The following is a 17,751-nucleotide window of genomic DNA, read 5'->3' on the forward strand; positions in this document are numbered from 1 at the left end:
AATCATTGGCCGAGCCGTCGGTGCTGCAACGCAGGCAGCTGGGCGCGGCAGCTGGTAACGCGCTGGGCATCGAGCTCGGCCAACACCACCCCCGCGCCCTCCGGGCGCTGCGCCAGCACCGCGCCCCAGGGGTCGATCAGCATCGAGTGACCCCAGGTCCGCCGCCCACTGGGGTGCACACCGCCCTGGGCCGAGGCGCCGACATAGGCCAGGTTCTCGACCGCGCGTGCACGCAGCAGGGTTTCCCAATGGGCCTGGCCGGTGGTGTAGGTGAACGCGGCCGGCACCAGCAGCAAATCAGCGCCCTGCGCCGCATAGTGCCGGTAAAACTCGGGGAAGCGCAGGTCATAGCACACGCTCAAACCCACCTGCCAGACATGCCCGTCGCGCGACGGCAGCGCAAACAGACTGGGCGTGGCGCCTTCTTCCAGAACACGCGACTCGTCATAGCTTTCGCGACCATTGTCGAAGCGGAACAGGTGCATCTTGTCGTAGCGGGCCACGCATTTCCCCTGCGGGTCGAACACCAGGGTGCTGTTGAACACGCGGCCAGGGGCCTGCGCGGTCAGGGGAATCGTGCCCCCTACCAGCCAGACGCCATGCTGGCGCGCCGTATCGGCCAGGAAGGTCTGCAAGGGCCCGGAGCCGGTGGGCTCCTGAATCGCCAGCTTGTCCTCGTCGCGCAGTCCGATGAGGCAGAAGTATTCGGGCAGAACGACCAGTTCAGCGCCTTGTTGCGCCGCCTGTGCTACCAGTTCCGCTGCAACGCGCAGGTTGTCCTGCACCGCGGCCACCGACACCATTTGCAACATGGCAGTTTTCATTTCACAGACTCCTTGGGGTTGGTGGGTTTCTTGTCAGCATCGGGCGCCGTGCGGCTCGACACCCGGGTCACCTTGGGGTCGGCCCAGCTGCCCTCGATGAGGAATTCCTGGGTGGTGGCGTCGGCCAGCGGACGGCGCAGCACCCACTGCGCCAGGAAGGTGGTCAGACCGACCACCGGATTGATGACCGAGGCCAGCAGCGATGCGCTACCGGCATTGATTTCGGGCACCACCACCACGCGCAGCGACTGGGTCTCGCGCTCGATGTCTGCCTGCCCCTCCATCAGCACCGCCGCATTGACACCCTTCATCTGCAGGTTGTTGGTGCGCGCAATGCCTTGGGCAATGGTCACGTCGCCGCGGATGAAGTCGAAAGAGAAGCCTTCGCTGAATACGTCGCGGAAGTCCAGCGTGAGGCGCCGCGGCAGGGCCTGCAGGCTCAGCACCCCCAGCAACTTGGCCAGCCCCGGATCGGCCTTGAGGAACTGGCCATTCTCGAGATTCAGGTTGGCGCCACCGGTCATGCTGGCGTAATCGAGCGTGATGGGCGAACCGGCCCAGGCGATCTGCCCTTCGAGCTTGCCCTGTCCCTTGCGGATCACGTCCTTCATGCCAAAGCGCCCCAACAACTCGCCCGCATCGGCCACGTCGAGCTTGAAGTTCATGACCGTGCGACGGCGCTCCTTGACACTGCGCGCGCCGCTGGACACCGGTGCCCCCGCCACCGCCGCCCAGTTGCCCTGGGCGGTCAGCGTGGCCTCCGGCATGGCCAGGTTGAAGCGGTTGAGACGCCACTCCCGCGCACCGGTGGCCCCCAGGTTCACGGCATCAATATCCAGACGCCCCAATTTGCGTCCGCGCAGATCGAAGTCTTCCACCACCACATCGAGCGCCGGAATGCTCGCGGGCTGGCTGTCGAGCAGGTTTTCCACATCCTGTGCGTCGCTGGTCGCCACCGCCAGGCGCGCCAGCCGTGCATAGAGCCGCCCAGCAAAGGCAGGGCCGGGTTGGCGGTACTCGACGTAACCGCTCATCTCATTGGCATCCAGATTGGCCCGCCACAAGGCACCTTCACGCGCCCCCCCGACCACCAGGTTGTGGAACTTGTGCCCACCTACCGAAAGCGTGCGGGCGCGCAGGGCCAGATGGGTAGGAAGGTAGCCCTGCCATGCGTTGGCCGCCTGCGTGACGCGCGCCGAGGCATTGCCACCCTCGCTGCCGGCACTGGCCGCCAGCACCTCGCCCCAGGCGTCGGCGTCCAGCACACCGAACTGCAGGTTGGCCAGGACCCCTTGCGCTGGCAGGGGCGCGGACTCGTCACTCGCCAGCCCCAGCGCCAATGCGCCGCGTACCACTTGGGCCTGTGGTCCACCGTTGTCGAGCACGTAGGTCAGGGAGGCGAGCTTGTCCAACTCGATCTGCCATTGCTCCAGCGTCGGCGAAGAGGCACTGGCCCCGGGCACGGCCCGGCTGTCGATGCGCAGGGGCATGGCCTGCTCCGCGCCTTTGGTCAGGGGTGCCGGCAGGTTCACGGCCAGCCCCACGAGACTGCTCTGGATCTGCAGTTCTGGCCGCCCGGCGCGTAGCCCCACCTGCACCACATAGGGGGTACTGCCTTGGGCATACTGCGCCAGGCGCGCCACGGCCCCCAGCTCTGCAGCTTGGCGCAGCCCCTCGGCACTGGCCGTACCGGCAATGCGCAACAGGCTTGGCGCGCCCTTGGGTACGGGCGCCCCCCCCAATCCCGACAAGCCGCCCTCAATGCGCGCATCGCCCCCAAGCGCCCGCGCCTGCCCCCCCGTCACCGAGAAACCACTGTCGCTGAACGCCACCGTGCCGCGCACACGCGACAGGCGCGGAATGCTCGGGGTCAGGGCCACCTCATTGCCCGACAGCTGCACGCTGCCCTGTACTAGCGGATGCACCGCTCCCGTCAGCGGAACCCCCAGCCGCAGACGCAGGTCCACCGCACCACTGCCGCTGGCACCATCAAGAAAGTGCTCGGTCAGCCCGCTGATGGCCGAGGCCTTGAGAAAGGCAAACCCTTCCTGCAAGGGCAACCGGGCGTCCAGCGCCACCTGCAGGCTCGGTTTGGTGTACAGGTCGGTAATGATGGCCTCGGCCTTGGACAACTGCAGGCCAGGCACGCCATCGATGCCGGCGCGGATGTCTTTGAGTGCCAGCTGCCCCTTGTCGATCAGCAAGGCACAAGACAGGCCGCGCAGAAGAGGCCAAGGCGGGGTATTCTTGGGCAGCACCATCGCCGGGGCATAGTCGTAGACGGCCTGGCGGACGTCCGCCGAGACCCGAAACTCCCCCTGGCGTGGGTCGAGGAAGGGGAAATGCTCGAGCGCCCCCTTGACCTTGAAGCGCACATTGCTGGCTTCGGCCGACTGGATGGACGTGCGCAGGTACTCGCGCACCAGGGGTTCAACCACGCGGGGGATGTAGCGGTGCACACTTTCGCCCTTGGCGCGGTTCAGGGTGCCGCGCAAGTCCAGCAGGCCCGGGAAACGCTGTGCGCCAGACCCGGTATGCCAATCCGCATCCAGCTCCCCGGCGGCATCGGCGTTGGCAAACTCCAGCTTGCGCACCTGCACCTGGATCGCCTCGGCATCCAGTTTCCACTGGACATCGCCTTGCAGACGGTCGAGCACCAACGTGGACTCCTCGAACACACCCGGCGTCAGCAGCGCACCCTGTTGCATGTCCACATGAACCTTGCCCGCGTTTGGGCTGACATCAAACTCCAGGTCCGCATTGACCAGACCGGGGATAGCGCCTCCTTCCCTGGCCTGCGCCGCCATCGTCAGGCCCTTGACGCGCCCCTGGGCGGTAAACGATTGCACCTGCGGCCAAGAACCTTGCCATTCGGCCTGCACACGCTCGACCAGACCGCGCGGCGCGGCTGACCGGAGTCGTTCGCGCACAGTCGCCTCCAACGGAAGGCGGCCCGCGATCTCTGCGAGCGCGGCCAAATCGAGGCGGTCCGCCTGGACACTGCCCTTGGCAGCTTGCCCAGGCTTGGCTCCAGCCACGTGGGTCCACCGCACATTGCCTCCGGGCCAATGCAAGCCATCGGCCGTGTCGAACTCAAGCCCCTGCGTGAAGTATTCCACCGACTCCCCGCGCCGGTTCAGGCCCAGCCGGCCAGCCACCCAATCAAACCCCAGTGGTTCCAGCTCCGGTGCCAGGCGTGCCTTCAGTTGGCGCAGGGCCACGTCGACCGTGACCCCGTCGATGCGCGACTGGTTGACGTCCAACCATGCCCGCAGCACGCCCTGGCCCTGCATGACATCACCCGTCCACTGTGCATAGGGACGCAGGGCCGCGAGATCCACCTGTTCAATCGCAGCATAGACCTGCCCCTTCCAGGCCTGCCAGCGCCCGGGATGGGTGGTCAGCAGGGGCTGGCTGAAACGTCCCATCACACTCCAGCGCGCCCCCCAACTGGACGGCGGCGTGGCATCCAGGCGCAGGGCATGACCGAGCAAGCGATTGCGCACCACCAGATTGACCTCGTCGAGCGTGATCGCGGGGGTCTGTCGCAGCTCGTCAATCCACCGCACCTTCCCCCCCACGATGGCCACTTCGGGCTGGGAGAAAACCCAGTCGGCCCACGGGGAGTCCTCCTCGCCTTGCGTCGCCAAGGCCAGTCCCGCGACGAACAGCCGCCCTTGCGGATCGCGCCGGATTTCGAGTTCGGGATTCTCGATGTGCAGTTGCTCAAAACCCAATCCGATCAGCGAGCGCGGCGAAACGGCCACCTGCACGCGCGGCAGCGACAGGGCCACGCCGCCTCGTGCATCGAGCAACTGCACGTTCTGCATCTCCAGCGCCGGAATCACGCCGGTGGAACGCGCTTCGATGGCGCCGATCCGCACGGGACTTCCCAGAGCCTGGGAAGCGCGCGCCTCCAGCCACGGACGCCAGGTATCGATTCGCGGCACAATCACTGCATGCAAGGCCCCCCAGGCGAGCAGCAAGCCAGCCCACGCTACGAACAACAGGCGCAACAACCACCGCGCAAGGAATGCCCCTGCACGCAGCAGGGGTGAGGGCGTCGGCGTCGGTTCAATCATCGTGTCTGGGAATCTACTTCAGGAATTATGACCCGCAATACCCAGCCCGACCCGGCCCAAGGCTCCCGTTTTGCCCAGCGTGTGCGTCGCCGCTATTCCGAGCAGCTGGCGCTGCTGGCCCCGGGAGTGCCAGACCGCGCCGCCATGCAGCAGACCTTCGACGCGTTGCGGGGGCGCGGCAACGATACCGCCACCGCCTTGCGCACCACCAGGCACCTGGTCATGGAGCGCCTGGTCAGCCTGGACTGCAGCCAGCAGGCCAGCCTGGCCGATGTGACGACCACGGTCACCCTGCTGGCCGAATTTGCACTCGACCAAGCCTGGCAGGAAAGCGAAAGCCTGCTGAGAGAAGCGCACGGCATTCCGATGACCGAGCAAGGCGTGCCGGCGCAGCTGTGCATCGTGGGCATGGGCAAGTTCGGTGCCCGCGAGCTCAACGTGTCCAGCGACATTGACCTGATCTACGTCTACGACCACGACGGCCAAACCACCGGTGACGCCACGGGCCGGCGGCGCATCTCGAACCAGGAGTACTTCGGCAAGATGGTGCGGGCCATCTACGCACTCGTGGGCGATACCACCGACCACGGCTTCGTGTTCCGTGTCGATCTGGCCCTGCGACCCAATGGAAACTCTGGGCCGGCCGCCATTTCTCTCGGTGGATTGGAAGAGTATTTCCATGTCCAGGGGCGCGAATGGGAGCGTTTTGCCTGGCTCAAGAGCCGTGTCGTCGCTCCGGAATCGGCCAAGGCGTCCCAATGTGCGCAGTCCATGCGTCAAGCCATCATCCCCTTTGTATTTCGCCGCTACCTGGACTACAACGTATTCGATTCGCTGCGGGTACTGCACCGGCAGATCCGCGACCATGCAGCGCAGCGCAGTGCCGGGCACCCGGAGCGCGCCAATGACGTGAAGCTATCCCGTGGGGGCATCCGTGAAATCGAGTTCACGGTACAGCTACTACAGGTCGTGCGTGGCGGGCAGTTTCCGGAGCTGCGTACCCGTCCCACCCTCAGCGCCTTGCAACGGCTGACGGCCGCCAACCTGATGCCAGCCGCGACGTCACAGGCGTTGGCCAAGGCCTACGAGCTGTTGCGGCGCCTGGAACACCGCATCCAGTACCTGGACGACCAGCAGACCCACGTATTGCCGACCGACGATGCCGACTTGGCCTGGATCGCCGACACGCTGGGATTTGCCGACACGGCCGCTTTCCTGTGCGAACTCACGACGGTGCGGGAATTGGTCGCTCAGGAATTTGATGCCTTGCTGGGCGGACCGCAGAAGGAGTGCCAGGGCTGCCAAACGAACACAACCCCCTCCTTGCCCGGATCGAGCGATTTCGACGCCCTGCTGCAACAGCTCGATGGCAGGTTGCGCGAACGCGTAGCTGCATGGCGCGACAACCCGCGCATGCTGGCGCTGCGCGAGGGGTCACGCAACAAGCTGGCGCGGCTATTGCAGCGCACCGGCCAGTGGATGGCGCAGGGGCGCGTGAGCGAAGAAGGCGCCCTGCGGTTTGCCGACTGGATGGAGCCCCTGCTGCGGCGCGAAAGCTACCTGGCCTTGCTGCTTGAGCGCCCGGTGGTGCACGAGCGCCTGCTGGACATGCTGGCTGCGGCGCGCTGGCCGGCACGCTACCTGCTCAAGCACCCCGGGGTCATTGATGAACTAGCGGGAAACGCCATTCTGGAAGAGCGCTTCGACCCGGCCGAGTTCGAACGCGAGCTGGAGTTCCGCCGCCAGTCGCTGGCCGGTGGCGGCCAGGACGATGACGAAAGCCTGCTCAACCTGCTGCGTCGGGCCCACCATGCGGAAGTCTTCCGCACCCTGGCCCGTGACGTTGAGGGTCGCCTTTCCGTGGAGCAGGTGGCCGACGACCTGTCCGCCTTGGCCGATTGCGTGCTGCGGATCACTACACGCTGGTGCTGGTGCAAGCTCAAGCAACGCCACCAGGACGAGGCGAGTTTCGGCATCATTGCCTACGGCAAGCTCGGCGGCAAGGAACTGGGCTATGGCAGCGACCTGGACTTGGTCTTTGTCTACGACGACCCACACGAGAACGCAGCCGAAATCTATGCCGCACTGGTGCGCAAGCTGATCAACTGGCTGACGGTCAAGACTGGCGAAGGTGACCTGTACGAGATCGATACCGCGCTGCGCCCCAATGGGGGCTCCGGCTTGCTGGTGACCAGTTTCGAGGCCTACGCCAACTACCAGCAGCAGCGTGGCAGCAACACCGCATGGACCTGGGAACACCAGGCCATGACGCGTGCACGCTGTGTGCTGGGCGACGCATCGCTGCAGCAACGTTTCGAGCAGGTACGCCAGTCCGTGATCGCCACCACCCGCGACCGCGATGCGCTGCGACAGGAGATCGCCAGCATGCGCGACAAGATGCGCGCAGGCAACGCCGTGCCGCCGGAGCAATTTGACGTCAAGCACAGCCCGGGCGGCATGGTCGATGTCGAGTTTGCGGTCCAGTTCCTGGTGTTGGGCTGGGGTGGCGAACACCCGGAATTGCTGGCCAATGCGGGAAACATTGCGCTGCTGCAACGCGCCGAGCGCTGCGGGCTATTACCCGCGCCACTGGGAACGCAGGCGGCAGACGCCTACCGCAGCCTGCGCCACATCCAGCACCAGGCACGACTGAACGAAGAACCTACGCAGCGCGCCTACGACTCGGTGCAAGTGGAGCGGGATGCTGGCTTGGCCTTGTGGCAACACCTGTTTCACCCGTGATCGCGGCCCCCAGCGCGCAATCGCTACTGCGAGCAAGGGGCATAGTGACACCGCATGGCGCGAGCGTCGCGCCCGCGGCGTGATGGTCAGGCCGCTGCGCGAATCTTTTCCACCAGGCGTGTAGTCGAAAAACCGGAAACGAAAGGGAGGGCCAGCGCCCGCCCACCCCAGCTCTGCACCAGAGCGGTTTCAGGAAGCGTCTGCATGTCGTAGTCGCCCCCCTTGACGATGAGGTCGGGACGAATCTCGCCGATCAATTCCAGCGGTGTGTCCTCGTCGAACCAGGTCACGAGACTCACCGCCTCCAATGCCGCCATGACAATCGCGCGGTCGGTATCCCGATTCAGCGGTCGGTCCGGACCTTTGCCCAGGCGCCTGGCCGAAGCATCCGTGTTGAGGGCCACGATCAGGCTTGCCCCCAGTGCACGGGCCCGGGCCAGGTACTCCACATGCCCCCGATGCAGGACGTCGAAGACCCCATTGGTGAACACCCAGGGACGCGGCAGTCCGGCCAACGGCTGGGCCAGCGTTTGACGGGCGTGGATTTTGCTCAGGAATGCAGGGGCTTGGGCGATATCGGTCATGGTGCAATGCTAACAGTGCCCTTTTCTCCCCCTACGGGCATGCGGTACTGCCCCATAATGGCCCCCCTCTATGCAACTGGTTCCCATCAGCGTCGATTCGATCCGCATCGCACATCCCTTGCCCTTCCCTTTGATGGACAAGGACGGGGTGTTGATCGCGAAGCGCGGCTACGTCGTGCCGTCCCGCGAAGACCTGCTGGAATACTCAGGTCGCAACGGCGGTCTGTTCATCGACGTGGCCGATTCCGAGGCACACCACAAGGCCTATGTCGAGCGCTTGCAGACCATGGTGCGCGAAGACAAGGCGATTGGTGAGATTGCCAGCACCAAACTCAGTCTCAGCCGGGACGTCGAGCGTTTCGAGGAGCCGCCGGAGCGGCTGGACTGGCTGGATCTGCAGTTCCAGGCCAATGCCCTGGCACTGGAGTCGCAGCCCGAATATTTCTTGCAGAGGCTCGACAAGCTGTCGGCCCAGTTGCAGCAGAACTGCCAGGACATGGCGGACGGCACCCTGTTCGCACTGATGTACCTCTCCGCCAGTGACAGCCGCATGTACAGCGCCACGCACGGCATGCTGGTGGCCACCATGTGCCAACTGGCTGCCCGTGACGTCCTCAAGTGGCCGCAACACGAAGTCGACGTGCTGTGCCGCGCAGCGCTGACCATGAACATCGGCATGTCGCAGGTTCAGGATCAGCTCGCCCTGCAGAAGGAGCCGCCCACGGCTGCCCAACGCAAAATCATCGACGAGCACGCCCAGCGTTCGGTCCATGCACTCGAACGTCTTGGCATCGATTCACAGGACTGGCTGGACGTGGTGCGCAATCACCACCAGCAGATCCCCGGACCACTGTCGACCCGCAGCCCGTCCGAGCGCATGACCCGGTTGATACAGCGTGCCGACATGTTTGCCGCCAAACTGGCCCCACGGGCGTCTCGCCACCCTATCGCACCTGCCTCGGCCATGCAGTCCTGCTATTTTGACGAGAACCGCCAGGTCGATGAGGCCGGTGCCGCGCTCATCAAGGCCGTGGGCGTCTATCCCCCTGGCACGTTTGTACGCCTGGTCAACGACGAAACGGCGGTGGTGGTTCGTCGGGGCGCCAATACCACCATGCCCAAGGCGGCCGTGCTGCTCAACCGCCAGGGCATGCCCACGGTGGAGCACACCATCCGCGACACCAGCCAGCGTGAACACCGCGTGGCATCGAGTGTGGCCTATCGCGAGGTGCGGGTGCGACTCTACCTGAACCGCATGCTGGCACTGACCTTGCCCGGCGCCATCCCGGTGCGCATGGCCCCCTAGGGGGACCCAGCAAATCAGACGGGGGGTAAGGTCTCGGCGAAGCTGGTCCGCAGCGCCAGCTTCTCGTGCAGTTTGGCCAGATTGGCGTGCTGCTCGCGCCATGCCAATTCCGGGAAACGGAAATCCAGGTAGCCCAGAGCAACGCCGACAGCGATGTCGGCCAGGCTCATGTGGATGCCGGTGCAATAGGCCTTGTCACCCAGCCCTTTGGACATGGCCTGCAACGCCGCCTGGACTTTTTCCATGTTGCGGTCGATCCAGGCCTTGCTACGCTGGGCCTTGGTACGCCCGGCCCAGGTGGCTTCCAGGCGGGCGGCAATGGCGGCATCAAGCACTCCGTCGGCCAAGGCCTCCCAAGTCTTGACTTCGGCACGTTCTCGGCCCACGGCAGGAATCAGCTTTCCCACCGGTGAGAGTGTGTCGAGGTACTCGACGATGACACGCGAGTCAAACAGGGCTTCCCCACCCTCCATGATCAGGCAAGGCACCTTGCCCAGGGGATTCGATTGGCTGATGGTGGTGTCCTGCGACCAGACATCTTCCTGGATGAAGGCGTAGTCGAGTTTTTTCTCGGCCATCACGATACGCACCTTGCGCACATAAGGGCTGGTGAGCGATCCGATCAGTTTCATGTTGCAGTGCTGTCCCTAAGTTGGGTTTGATTCTATACAGCAATGCCTGACGCCTTGGCTATCAGGGAAAAACCGTGGCGAAAGTGGCACGGCCTACAATTCGGGGATGACCTTCTCCGCCATTTCTGCCCTTTCGCCCTTGGATGGCCGCTACGCCGCCAAGCTTTCCGCCTTGCGCCCCATCATGAGCGAGCAAGGCTACATGCACCGCCGCGTCCAGGTTGAAGTCGCCTGGTTCATCGCCCTGAGCGACGCCGGTTTCGCAGAATTCAAGCCACTCTCCCCCGGAGCGCGCACTTACTTGCTGGGCCTGGTGAAGAACTTCTCGGAAGCGGACGGTGAGGCCATCAAGGCGATCGAGAAGACCACCAACCACGACGTCAAGGCGGTGGAATACTGGATCAAGTCCAAGTTCGAAGCCCGTCCCGAGCTGGTGGCCGCCCAGGAGTTCGTGCACTTTGCCTGCACCAGCGAAGATATCAACAACACCAGCCACGCGCTGCAGTTGCGCGCCGGGCGCGACGTTGTGCTGCTGCCGGCCCTGGACCGCGTGCTGCTCAAGCTGCGCGAGATGGCACGCACCTACGCCGACGTGCCCATGCTCAGCCGCACCCATGGCCAGACCGCCAGCCCCACCACCGTGGGCAAGGAGATTGCCAACGTGGTGGTGCGCCTGCAGGCCGCCTGCGACCGCATTGCCGCCGTCAAGATCCTGGCCAAGATGAACGGCGCCGTGGGCAACTACAACGCCCACCTGTCGGCCTGGCCCGACTACGACTGGGAAGCCTTTGCCAAGAAAGTGGTGGAAACCCCCGAGCCGCTGGGCCTGGGCCTGACCTTCCAGCCCTACAGCATCCAGATCGAACCCCATGACTACATGGCCGAACTGTTCGATGCCATCGCCCGCACCAACACGATCCTGATCGACTGGGCACGCGACGTCTGGGGCTACGTGTCGGTGGGCTACTTCAAGCAAAAGCTCAAGGACGGCGAGGTGGGTTCATCCACCATGCCGCACAAGGTCAACCCGATCGACTTCGAGAACGCCGAAGGCAACCTGGGCTTGGCCAACGCGCTCTTGCGTCACCTGAGCGAGAAGCTGCCCATCAGCCGCTGGCAGCGCGACCTGACCGACTCCACGGTGCTGCGCAACATGGGCGTGGCCATGGGTTATGCCGTGCTGGCCTACCAGTCACTGCTCACGGGCCTGAACAAGCTGGAGATCAACGAAGCCGCCCTGGCTGCCGACCTGGACAGCGCCTGGGAAGTGCTGGCGGAGCCAATCCAGACCGTGATGCGCCGCTACGGCCTGCCCCAGCCATACGAGCAATTGAAAAAATTCACCCGCGGCGAGGCCATGACGGCCGAGATGATGCGCGGGTTCATCGCGGCACTCGACATTCCCCAGGGCGAGAAAGACCGGCTGCTGGCCATGACGCCCGGCAGCTACACCGGCAAAGCCGCTGAGCTGGCCCGACGCGCCTGAGACCGGAATTGAAGGCAAAAAGCGCCTCCAGCCCTTGAAAGAAGGGCGTGAGGCGCTTTGTTTTTGATAGCAACACGATTCTTTATGGCACTCAAATCCACGATCTACAAAGCCACGCTGCAAATTGCCGACATTGACCACGGCTACTACGCCGATCACGCCCTGACCCTGGCGCGGCACCCGAGCGAGACCGACGAACGCATGATGGTGCGCCTGGCTGCCTTGGCAATGAACGCCCACCAACTGCAGGACCTGTGCAACGGCGACGGTACGCTGGCATTTGGAGCCGGCCTGTCCGACCCGGAAGACCCGGATGTTTCGTTGACCGACTTCACCGGCGCCAAGCGCCTGTGGATCGAAGTCGGCCAACCCGAGGAAAAGCCCATCGCCAAGGCCTGCAACAAGGCGGATGCCGTGGTGCTCTACTGCTATGCGCACCCGGCCGAAGTCTGGTGGAAAGGCATCGAGACCAAGCTATCGCGACTGGACAAGCTGCAGGTATGGCGCATTCCCACCGAGGCCTCCCAGGCACTGGTGGCCTTGGCCCAACGCAGCATGCAGCTGCAAGCCACGATCCAGGAAGGCGCGCTGACATTATCCGACACCAACCACAGCATCGCAATCGAGCCGTTGCGCTGGAAATAACTGCCATTTCCAGCCAGAACCCGCACAAAGACTGCGCAGAAAGCTACGAATTGGATAGCAAGCCAGGGGCCGACTCCATGGCTCGCTCGGCATAGCGGGTGAACCGCCAGGCAGTCCCTTCGCGGCGGATGCGGGCCCAGACCCAGCGTTTTTCCGCCGGGGTCATGGAAAGCCAGTGCTGCACCTCTTCAAAACTGCGTCCGCACCCTTTGCACTGTGCGTCGCCTTGCGCTGTCGAGCAGATCGCGATGCAGGGCGTATCCGGCGTGGTGGCATACCAGGCCATCCAGGCAGCCCGGGCCGGACCATCCAAGCGTGACTCATCCACGGCATCTTCGCGACGCAAAGCCATTTCGGCATAGACACGGGCCAGCGCATCCAACTCCGGCGACAAGGCAGCACCCACAGGAACGTCGGTGCGGCCGCGCCAGAAGTTGATGGTGTCTTCGATATCGGTAACGTGGATGAGGGCCAAGGCAGCAGGTGGAGACGACGCGGCCCCGCCGCGGGGCCGCCATTATGAAGTTATCCAGCCAACAATGGCATCAGCCGCGCGGGGCGTCCGCAGGTGCAGACCGCACGCTGAGCAGCATCGTGAGCGCCAGAATGCCAACCACCACACCCAACGATACGCCGACCGGAATCTTGTAGATATCGATCAGACACATCTTGGTTCCGATGAAGACCAGAATCACGGCCAGGCCATAGTTGAGCAAGTGGAACTTGTTGGCCACCGCAGCCAGCAGGAAATACATGGCGCGCAAGCCCAGGATGGCGAACACATTGCTGGTGAGCACGATGAACGGATCGCTGGTGATGGCAAAAATGGCCGGGATCGAGTCCACCGCGAAGATGACGTCGGTGAGCGCCACCAGGCAGATGACCATGAACAGCGGCGTCGCGATCTTCTTGCCGTTTTCAACCGTGAAGAACTTCTCGCCATCGAAATTGCGACTGACCGGCAAGACCTTGCGCAGCAACTTCAGCGCCGGGTTGTCGTCCAGGCTGGGCTCCTGCCCGGCCGCCCACCACATCTTGATGCCGGTGATGATGAGGAACGCGCCGAATACGTAGAGGATCCAATGGAACTGCGCCAGTAGCCAGCCGCCAACCAGGATCATGATGGTGCGCAACACGATGGCACCGATGATGCCGATCATGAGCACGCGTTTCTGGAAGGCAGGGGGAACGGCAAAGTAGGTGAACACCATCAGGAACACGAAGATGTTGTCCACCGCCAGCGATTTTTCGATCAGGTATCCGGTAAGAAACTCAAGCGACTTCGTGTTGGCCAGCTCGGTCGAGCCAGTGGTGTCTTTCACCGCCCACCAGAACAGGCCGTTGAACAGGAACGACAAAGCGATCCAGATGATGGACCAGTTCAACGCTTCCTTGACGCCGATCTCGTGGGCGCCTTGCTTCTTGAGGACGACGAAATCGATGAACAGCGACACCAGGACGATGCCGACAAAGGTGGCCCAAAGCCACAGGGGTGCAACAGTTTGCATGCTAAAAGTACCTTTCGTGAAACCGGGCGCCGGCCGCCACCCCGGCGGTCCGGACAGCCCAACGGACATATCCGCTCTAAAAGGTCTTGCGGGAGGTCAACCCTTGGCATGCCCCGGCCCCGAACGTGCTCACCACGACCAGGACGTATTGACGGAACATGCCCGGACGCTACGGCGTTGGTTTCCGCCTGCGACCGCGCTACTCCCCTTTTTGAGAGTCATCCGATGTTAACGAAACCGGGGCGAACCCACTAACCCCAACCTGGAAAAGGCCAATTTTGCCTATGGTCTAATTGTCCGCAAGAAGGGGAGTAGCTCCCTGCCGCTGTCTCTCAGCGGCGTTTTGCAAGTCGTCAATACGAAGCTTCCGGCTTCCGGCTTGCAAGGTGTGGTGCCTAGCCCCGCATTGAGCAAGACCTTCGATTGCAGGCCGGTGGTGGCCGCATCGAGGCGTGCTTGCATCTGTCTTCACTTGCACTGTCCGACGCGATTCCAGCCTGCCCTTGAAACCTATTTTCTGGAACGTAGCATGGAATTCCTTTCTGCCCCTTGGTGGTCGGCGCTGCTGGCCATCGTTCTCATCGACCTGGTGTTGGCTGGCGACAATGCCATCGTCATTGCGCTGGCGGCGCGCAACTTGCCCGCGAGCGTCAAGACCAAGGCCATTGTCTGGGGCACGGTCGGCGCAGTGATCGTGCGTTCCACCATGACCGTCGGCGTGGTGTGGCTGCTCAAGATCCCGGGGCTCTTGCTGGTCGGCGGGTTGGGGTTGCTGTGGATCGCCTACCAGCTGCTGGTGGACGATACGGATGGCGATGCCCATGGTCCGGCTGCCACCACATTCTGGGGGGCAATGAAGACCATCATTGTTGCCGACGCCCTGATGGGCGTGGACAACGTACTGGGGGTAGCCGGTGCGGCCCACGGTGCCTTCGACCTGGTCGTCTTTGGATTGTTGCTCAGTATTCCCATCGTCGTATTCGGCAGCAGCGTGGTGCTCAAATTGGTGGAGCGCTTCCCCGTGATCATTGAGCTGGGCTCCGCCGTGCTGGCTTTTACCGCCGCCAAGATGGTGGTCGGAGAGCCGCTGCTGCGCAGTGTCTTCGGCTCGGCTTCCGAGGGCCTGAGCCCGGCACAGACGGCCCTGCGATGGACGATGTATGGGGTCGCGGTAGCCGGGGTGCTGCTGGCCGCACGCTGGCGCAAACGCAAGGATTCCACAGATCCCGCCCACTGAGGCAAGTGCTATGCTGGAGCCATGAAGATCTTCGCAAAATGGCTCCTGAGTGCCTGCGCGCTGCTGGCGCTAGCGCACCTGTATTCCGGTGTTCAGGTACAGAGTTTCGGTCAGGCCATGCTGGCGGCCCTGGTCATCGGCTTGCTCAACGCCTTGCTGCGCCCCTTGCTCGTGCTGCTGACCTTGCCGGTCACCATCCTGAGCATGGGACTGTTCCTTTTTGTCATCAATGCCTTGATGTTCTGGGCCGCAGCGAGCCTGCTGGATGGGTTTGTTGTGACCGACTTCGGTGCGGCGCTGCTGGGCTCGCTGGTCTACAGCTGCATGGGTATCGTCATCAACTCAGCGCTCGAGCGCCTGTTCGCGCACTAGCTGCTCCAACTGGCGCAGGCGGGTGTCTACGATGGACGCCTCAAAATGTTCGTCACTACGCTGGCGTTGTCTTGCCAACTCCTGTGCAGACTTCAGGCGTTGTACCGCGGCCCCATAGTCCATCTGTGCAGCATCGGCCTCGGCCTCGGCGCGCACCGCGGCCACGACACGCTGCGACGCATGGTTGGCAGCGGCCAGTTGTCGCCATGCAGTCGCATCCTGGGGGTGGGCGGCCAACCAGAGCTGTAGCGCCTGTGCGGCTACTGCACCCTGACCCGTGGCGATCTGTGCACGGGCACGCAGGAGCAGGACGGAACGTGCATTTCCCAACGGGGCCAGTTGTGCCAGGGCGTCGGCAGGTGTGGCAGTCAGCCCTTCCAATGCCATTTCGGCTGCCAGCAGGCGGATTTGCCGCTCCAGGCCCGACTGCCCAGGTGCCAGTGAACGCAGGGCGGCCAATGCTCGTTGAGCCAGTGCGGGCTGGCGGGACTTGGTCGCCGCCAAAGCCGCGCCATACCATTGTGCAGCTTGCCGTGCGGGCGTCCGGCGCGCCATGCCCGTGGCGTCGACAACGCTGAGTTGCCAGCCTTGCAAGGCGTCCACCGACGAATCCGACAGGACTTTGGCGCGCGCCGCCATCAGCAATGCCTCGGCGTCTTCGAGATCGGCCCTTGGCGCTGTCACGCCCACCCGTCCCTGGGCATCGGCGATGCGTTCGGTGGACAAGGGGTGGCTGCGCAAGTAGGGAAAGCTGCCGTTGTCGCTGAGCCGCGTCGCATGCTGCAGCCTTTCGAACATGCGAACAAAACCCAAGGGCGCAAAGCCAGCCTCGACCGCCACACCGAAGCCGACCCGGTCAGCCTCGCGCTCCATGTCGCGCGAGAAGTTGAGTTGACTCTGCGCCGCCACCGCCTGCCCGCCGGCAATCACGGCGGTGGCACCTTGCGGGTTGCCGCTGGCAGCCAGGGCCCCCAGAATCATGGCGGCCATGAGCCAAGGGGCCTGCGCCCCCTGGCGCGCCATCAGCCTTGCAATGTGGCGCTGGGTCACGTGACTCAGCTCGTGGCCCATGACGGCCGCCAATTCATCGCGGCTGCTGACAGCGGCAATCAAACCCAGGTGGATACCGAAATAGGCGCCGGGCAAGGCGAAAGCATTGATGCTGCGGTCTTTGCCCATGAGGATTTGCCAGGCATAGGCCTCGTCGAGTTCGGGCTGAAGTTCGCCGCGGCGCCGGGCCGCGTCCATGAGCCGCGTCCAGATGGTCTGGACGTAATCGAGCAGAATGGGGTCGTCGATGTAGTCCGGGTCGCGAAACAGCTCGCGCGCCACGCGGTCGCCCAGGTGCCGCTCTGCGGCTGGTGTCATTTCGGTGCCATCGCCCAGGTTGGGCAGGTTCATACCTGCGGACGTGTTCTGGGCCTGCATGCCCAAAGGCGCTCCAAGCGCTATACAAAGCATAGCTGCTTGCGCAATGCGCGTCAGGGCTGGGAGCCGAAAACGCTTCAACATTATGCTCAAAAGGAGTCCAGGGGGAGGAAGCCCAGGATATCGCCATTGCGGCCATCGACCATCACGGTCCAGAAGTCTTTGCGGCCGGCCAGCGGCAGGTACTGGGCAGCGTCTGCCGCTGCACCTTTGCCCGCAAGCGCAGCGTCGATGGCAGCCGACTGGTCCGGGAAACGCTGGCGCAGCTGACCCACCGGCTTGGCTATGCGCAGCACATCCTGGCGCGACGCATCAAAACTTTGCCACAGATCCGGGCGCGCCCCGAGGTTGACGCCCTGCAAGGCTGCAAAGGTCGCATCCATTTCTTCCTGCCCATCCTTGAACGGGCGTAGACCCAGCAGGGTGGGGCCGGTGTAGGGACGAGCCGTGATGCCCTCTGGCGTCTTTGACAGCAATTCGTCCGGAATATCGATCGCATGGACGATGCGGAAGCGGTCGATTTCGAACACCATGTGCACTGGCCGGGCCATGGCCACCGTCCACAGGCCGTAGCCCAGTGCCGACAACTGCAGCAGCACCACGACGAACAAATCGCGCCGCAGTTCGGCCCAGGGTTTGCGTCGGTCAAAAATGGCCAAGGTAATCAGCGGGCCCATGATGACATCCACCGTCACCACCAGCAGGAACAGCTCGCGCCCCCCCGAAATTTCGCGATAGGGATAGGGGTACCACAGCACGAACACCAGCAGGGCCGACAGTGCCGCGACCAGCACGCTCAAAGAAAAATGGAGGCCGCTGGCTTGGAGCTTGTCTTTCCAGAATGCGGGGGGGGATGAAATCATGGTCGTATGATGCACGTTCAACTTGAACACTGTGTAAAGCGG

At 63.9% G+C, this 17,751-nt stretch carries 14 protein-coding genes; 6 read left to right on the top strand and 8 right to left on the bottom strand.

The features are described from left to right. Positions 1-2 precede the first annotated feature (2 nt). Entirely contained in the window at positions 3-824 is an 822-nt protein-coding gene (locus RQP54_RS04545) for a carbon-nitrogen hydrolase family protein (RefSeq protein ID WP_315676974.1), read from the bottom strand. Next, positions 821-4,906 carry a YhdP family protein gene (locus RQP54_RS04550; protein WP_315676975.1) on the bottom strand — a complete coding sequence of 1,362 codons (4,086 nt, stop codon included), beginning with the start codon at positions 4,904-4,906 and terminating at the stop codon, positions 821-823. The genes RQP54_RS04545 and RQP54_RS04550 overlap by 4 nt, the downstream gene beginning before the upstream one ends. Positions 4,907-4,933: 27 nt before the next feature. On the opposite strand from RQP54_RS04550, the gene glnE reads away from it, so the two are divergent. Continuing rightward, the gene (gene glnE, locus RQP54_RS04555; protein WP_315676976.1) at positions 4,934-7,648 is read left to right on the top strand and encodes a bifunctional [glutamate--ammonia ligase]-adenylyl-L-tyrosine phosphorylase/[glutamate--ammonia-ligase] adenylyltransferase; all 2,715 of its coding nucleotides are present in this window, start codon (positions 4,934-4,936) and stop codon (positions 7,646-7,648) included. Between the two features lie 86 nt (positions 7,649-7,734). Here glnE and RQP54_RS04560 read toward each other — a convergent pair whose 3' ends face one another. Continuing rightward, complete coding sequence (locus RQP54_RS04560; RefSeq protein ID WP_315676977.1) at positions 7,735-8,232, bottom strand: adenylyltransferase/cytidyltransferase family protein; 498 nt, start codon at positions 8,230-8,232, stop codon at positions 7,735-7,737. A gap of 70 nt (positions 8,233-8,302) precedes the next feature. On the opposite strand from RQP54_RS04560, the gene RQP54_RS04565 reads away from it, so the two are divergent. Next, complete coding sequence (locus tag RQP54_RS04565) at positions 8,303-9,538, top strand: phosphohydrolase (protein WP_315676978.1); 1,236 nt, start codon at positions 8,303-8,305, stop codon at positions 9,536-9,538. Between the two features lie 14 nt (positions 9,539-9,552). Here the strand turns inward: RQP54_RS04565 and RQP54_RS04570 are convergent, their stop codons facing one another. Next, positions 9,553-10,170, bottom strand: a complete 618-nt coding sequence (locus tag RQP54_RS04570) for a glutathione S-transferase N-terminal domain-containing protein (protein ID WP_315676979.1) — start codon at positions 10,168-10,170, stop codon at positions 9,553-9,555. A 106-nt stretch (positions 10,171-10,276) separates the two neighbouring features. On the opposite strand from RQP54_RS04570, the gene purB reads away from it, so the two are divergent. After that, positions 10,277-11,656: an adenylosuccinate lyase gene (gene purB / locus RQP54_RS04575; RefSeq protein WP_315676980.1), complete on the top strand. Its 1,380-nt coding sequence runs from the start codon at positions 10,277-10,279 to the stop codon at positions 11,654-11,656. Positions 11,657-11,740: 84 nt separating this feature from the next. Beyond that, positions 11,741-12,301, top strand: coding sequence for a YaeQ family protein (locus RQP54_RS04580; RefSeq protein ID WP_315676981.1), 561 nt, complete (start codon positions 11,741-11,743; stop codon positions 12,299-12,301). Positions 12,302-12,344: 43 nt separating this feature from the next. Here RQP54_RS04580 and RQP54_RS04585 read toward each other — a convergent pair whose 3' ends face one another. Then, on the bottom strand, positions 12,345-12,776 hold the full coding sequence (locus RQP54_RS04585) for a DUF3717 domain-containing protein (RefSeq protein ID WP_315676982.1): 432 nt from the start codon (positions 12,774-12,776) through the stop codon (positions 12,345-12,347). A 70-nt stretch (positions 12,777-12,846) separates the two neighbouring features. Then, positions 12,847-13,809 (bottom strand): TerC family protein, encoded by a 963-nt coding sequence (locus RQP54_RS04590; RefSeq protein WP_315676983.1) that lies wholly within the window; start codon positions 13,807-13,809, stop codon positions 12,847-12,849. Between the two features lie 529 nt (positions 13,810-14,338). Here RQP54_RS04590 and RQP54_RS04595 point away from each other — a divergent pair. Together RQP54_RS04595 and RQP54_RS04600 are read left to right on the top strand one after the other, a co-directional pair. After that, complete coding sequence (locus RQP54_RS04595) at positions 14,339-15,046, top strand: TerC family protein (RefSeq protein ID WP_315676984.1); 708 nt, start codon at positions 14,339-14,341, stop codon at positions 15,044-15,046. Positions 15,047-15,067: 21 nt separating this feature from the next. Continuing rightward, positions 15,068-15,418 (top strand): phage holin family protein, encoded by a 351-nt coding sequence (locus tag RQP54_RS04600; protein ID WP_315676985.1) that lies wholly within the window; start codon positions 15,068-15,070, stop codon positions 15,416-15,418. Here RQP54_RS04600 and RQP54_RS04605 read toward each other — a convergent pair. Both RQP54_RS04605 and tfpZ read right to left on the bottom strand, forming a co-directional pair. Next, positions 15,389-16,846: a M48 family metalloprotease gene (locus RQP54_RS04605; protein ID WP_315676986.1), complete on the bottom strand. Its 1,458-nt coding sequence runs from the start codon at positions 16,844-16,846 to the stop codon at positions 15,389-15,391. The two genes, RQP54_RS04600 and RQP54_RS04605, sit on opposite strands and share 30 nt — an antisense overlap. An 89-nt stretch (positions 16,847-16,935) precedes the next feature. Then, positions 16,936-17,709, bottom strand: coding sequence for a TfpX/TfpZ family type IV pilin accessory protein (tfpZ, locus tag RQP54_RS04610; protein WP_315676987.1), 774 nt, complete (start codon positions 17,707-17,709; stop codon positions 16,936-16,938). Positions 17,710-17,751: the final 42 nt, after the last annotated feature.

Origin of the sequence: Curvibacter sp. APW13, assembly GCF_032337135.1 — a bacterium.
In the GTDB taxonomy this organism is placed as follows: Bacteria; Pseudomonadota; Gammaproteobacteria; order Burkholderiales; family Burkholderiaceae_C; genus Allorhodoferax.

Excerpts from the sequence above, each read along its gene's own strand:
- RQP54_RS04545 (WP_315676974.1), bottom strand. The coding sequence starts at position 824 with ATGAAAACTGCCATGTTGCAAATGGTGTCGGTGGCCGCGGTGCAGGAC.
- RQP54_RS04550 (WP_315676975.1), bottom strand. The coding sequence starts at position 4,906 with ATGATTGAACCGACGCCGACGCCCTCACCCCTGCTGCGTGCAGGGGCA.
- glnE (WP_315676976.1), top strand. The coding sequence starts at position 4,934 with ATGACCCGCAATACCCAGCCCGACCCGGCCCAAGGCTCCCGTTTTGCC.
- RQP54_RS04560 (WP_315676977.1), bottom strand. The coding sequence starts at position 8,232 with ATGACCGATATCGCCCAAGCCCCTGCATTCCTGAGCAAAATCCACGCC.
- RQP54_RS04565 (WP_315676978.1), top strand. The coding sequence starts at position 8,303 with ATGCAACTGGTTCCCATCAGCGTCGATTCGATCCGCATCGCACATCCC.
- RQP54_RS04570 (WP_315676979.1), bottom strand. The coding sequence starts at position 10,170 with ATGAAACTGATCGGATCGCTCACCAGCCCTTATGTGCGCAAGGTGCGT.
- purB (WP_315676980.1), top strand. The coding sequence starts at position 10,277 with ATGACCTTCTCCGCCATTTCTGCCCTTTCGCCCTTGGATGGCCGCTAC.
- RQP54_RS04580 (WP_315676981.1), top strand. The coding sequence starts at position 11,741 with ATGGCACTCAAATCCACGATCTACAAAGCCACGCTGCAAATTGCCGAC.
- RQP54_RS04590 (WP_315676983.1), bottom strand. The coding sequence starts at position 13,809 with ATGCAAACTGTTGCACCCCTGTGGCTTTGGGCCACCTTTGTCGGCATC.
- RQP54_RS04595 (WP_315676984.1), top strand. The coding sequence starts at position 14,339 with ATGGAATTCCTTTCTGCCCCTTGGTGGTCGGCGCTGCTGGCCATCGTT.
- RQP54_RS04600 (WP_315676985.1), top strand. The coding sequence starts at position 15,068 with ATGAAGATCTTCGCAAAATGGCTCCTGAGTGCCTGCGCGCTGCTGGCG.
- RQP54_RS04605 (WP_315676986.1), bottom strand. The coding sequence starts at position 16,846 with ATGCAGGCCCAGAACACGTCCGCAGGTATGAACCTGCCCAACCTGGGC.
- tfpZ (WP_315676987.1), bottom strand. The coding sequence starts at position 17,709 with ATGATTTCATCCCCCCCCGCATTCTGGAAAGACAAGCTCCAAGCCAGC.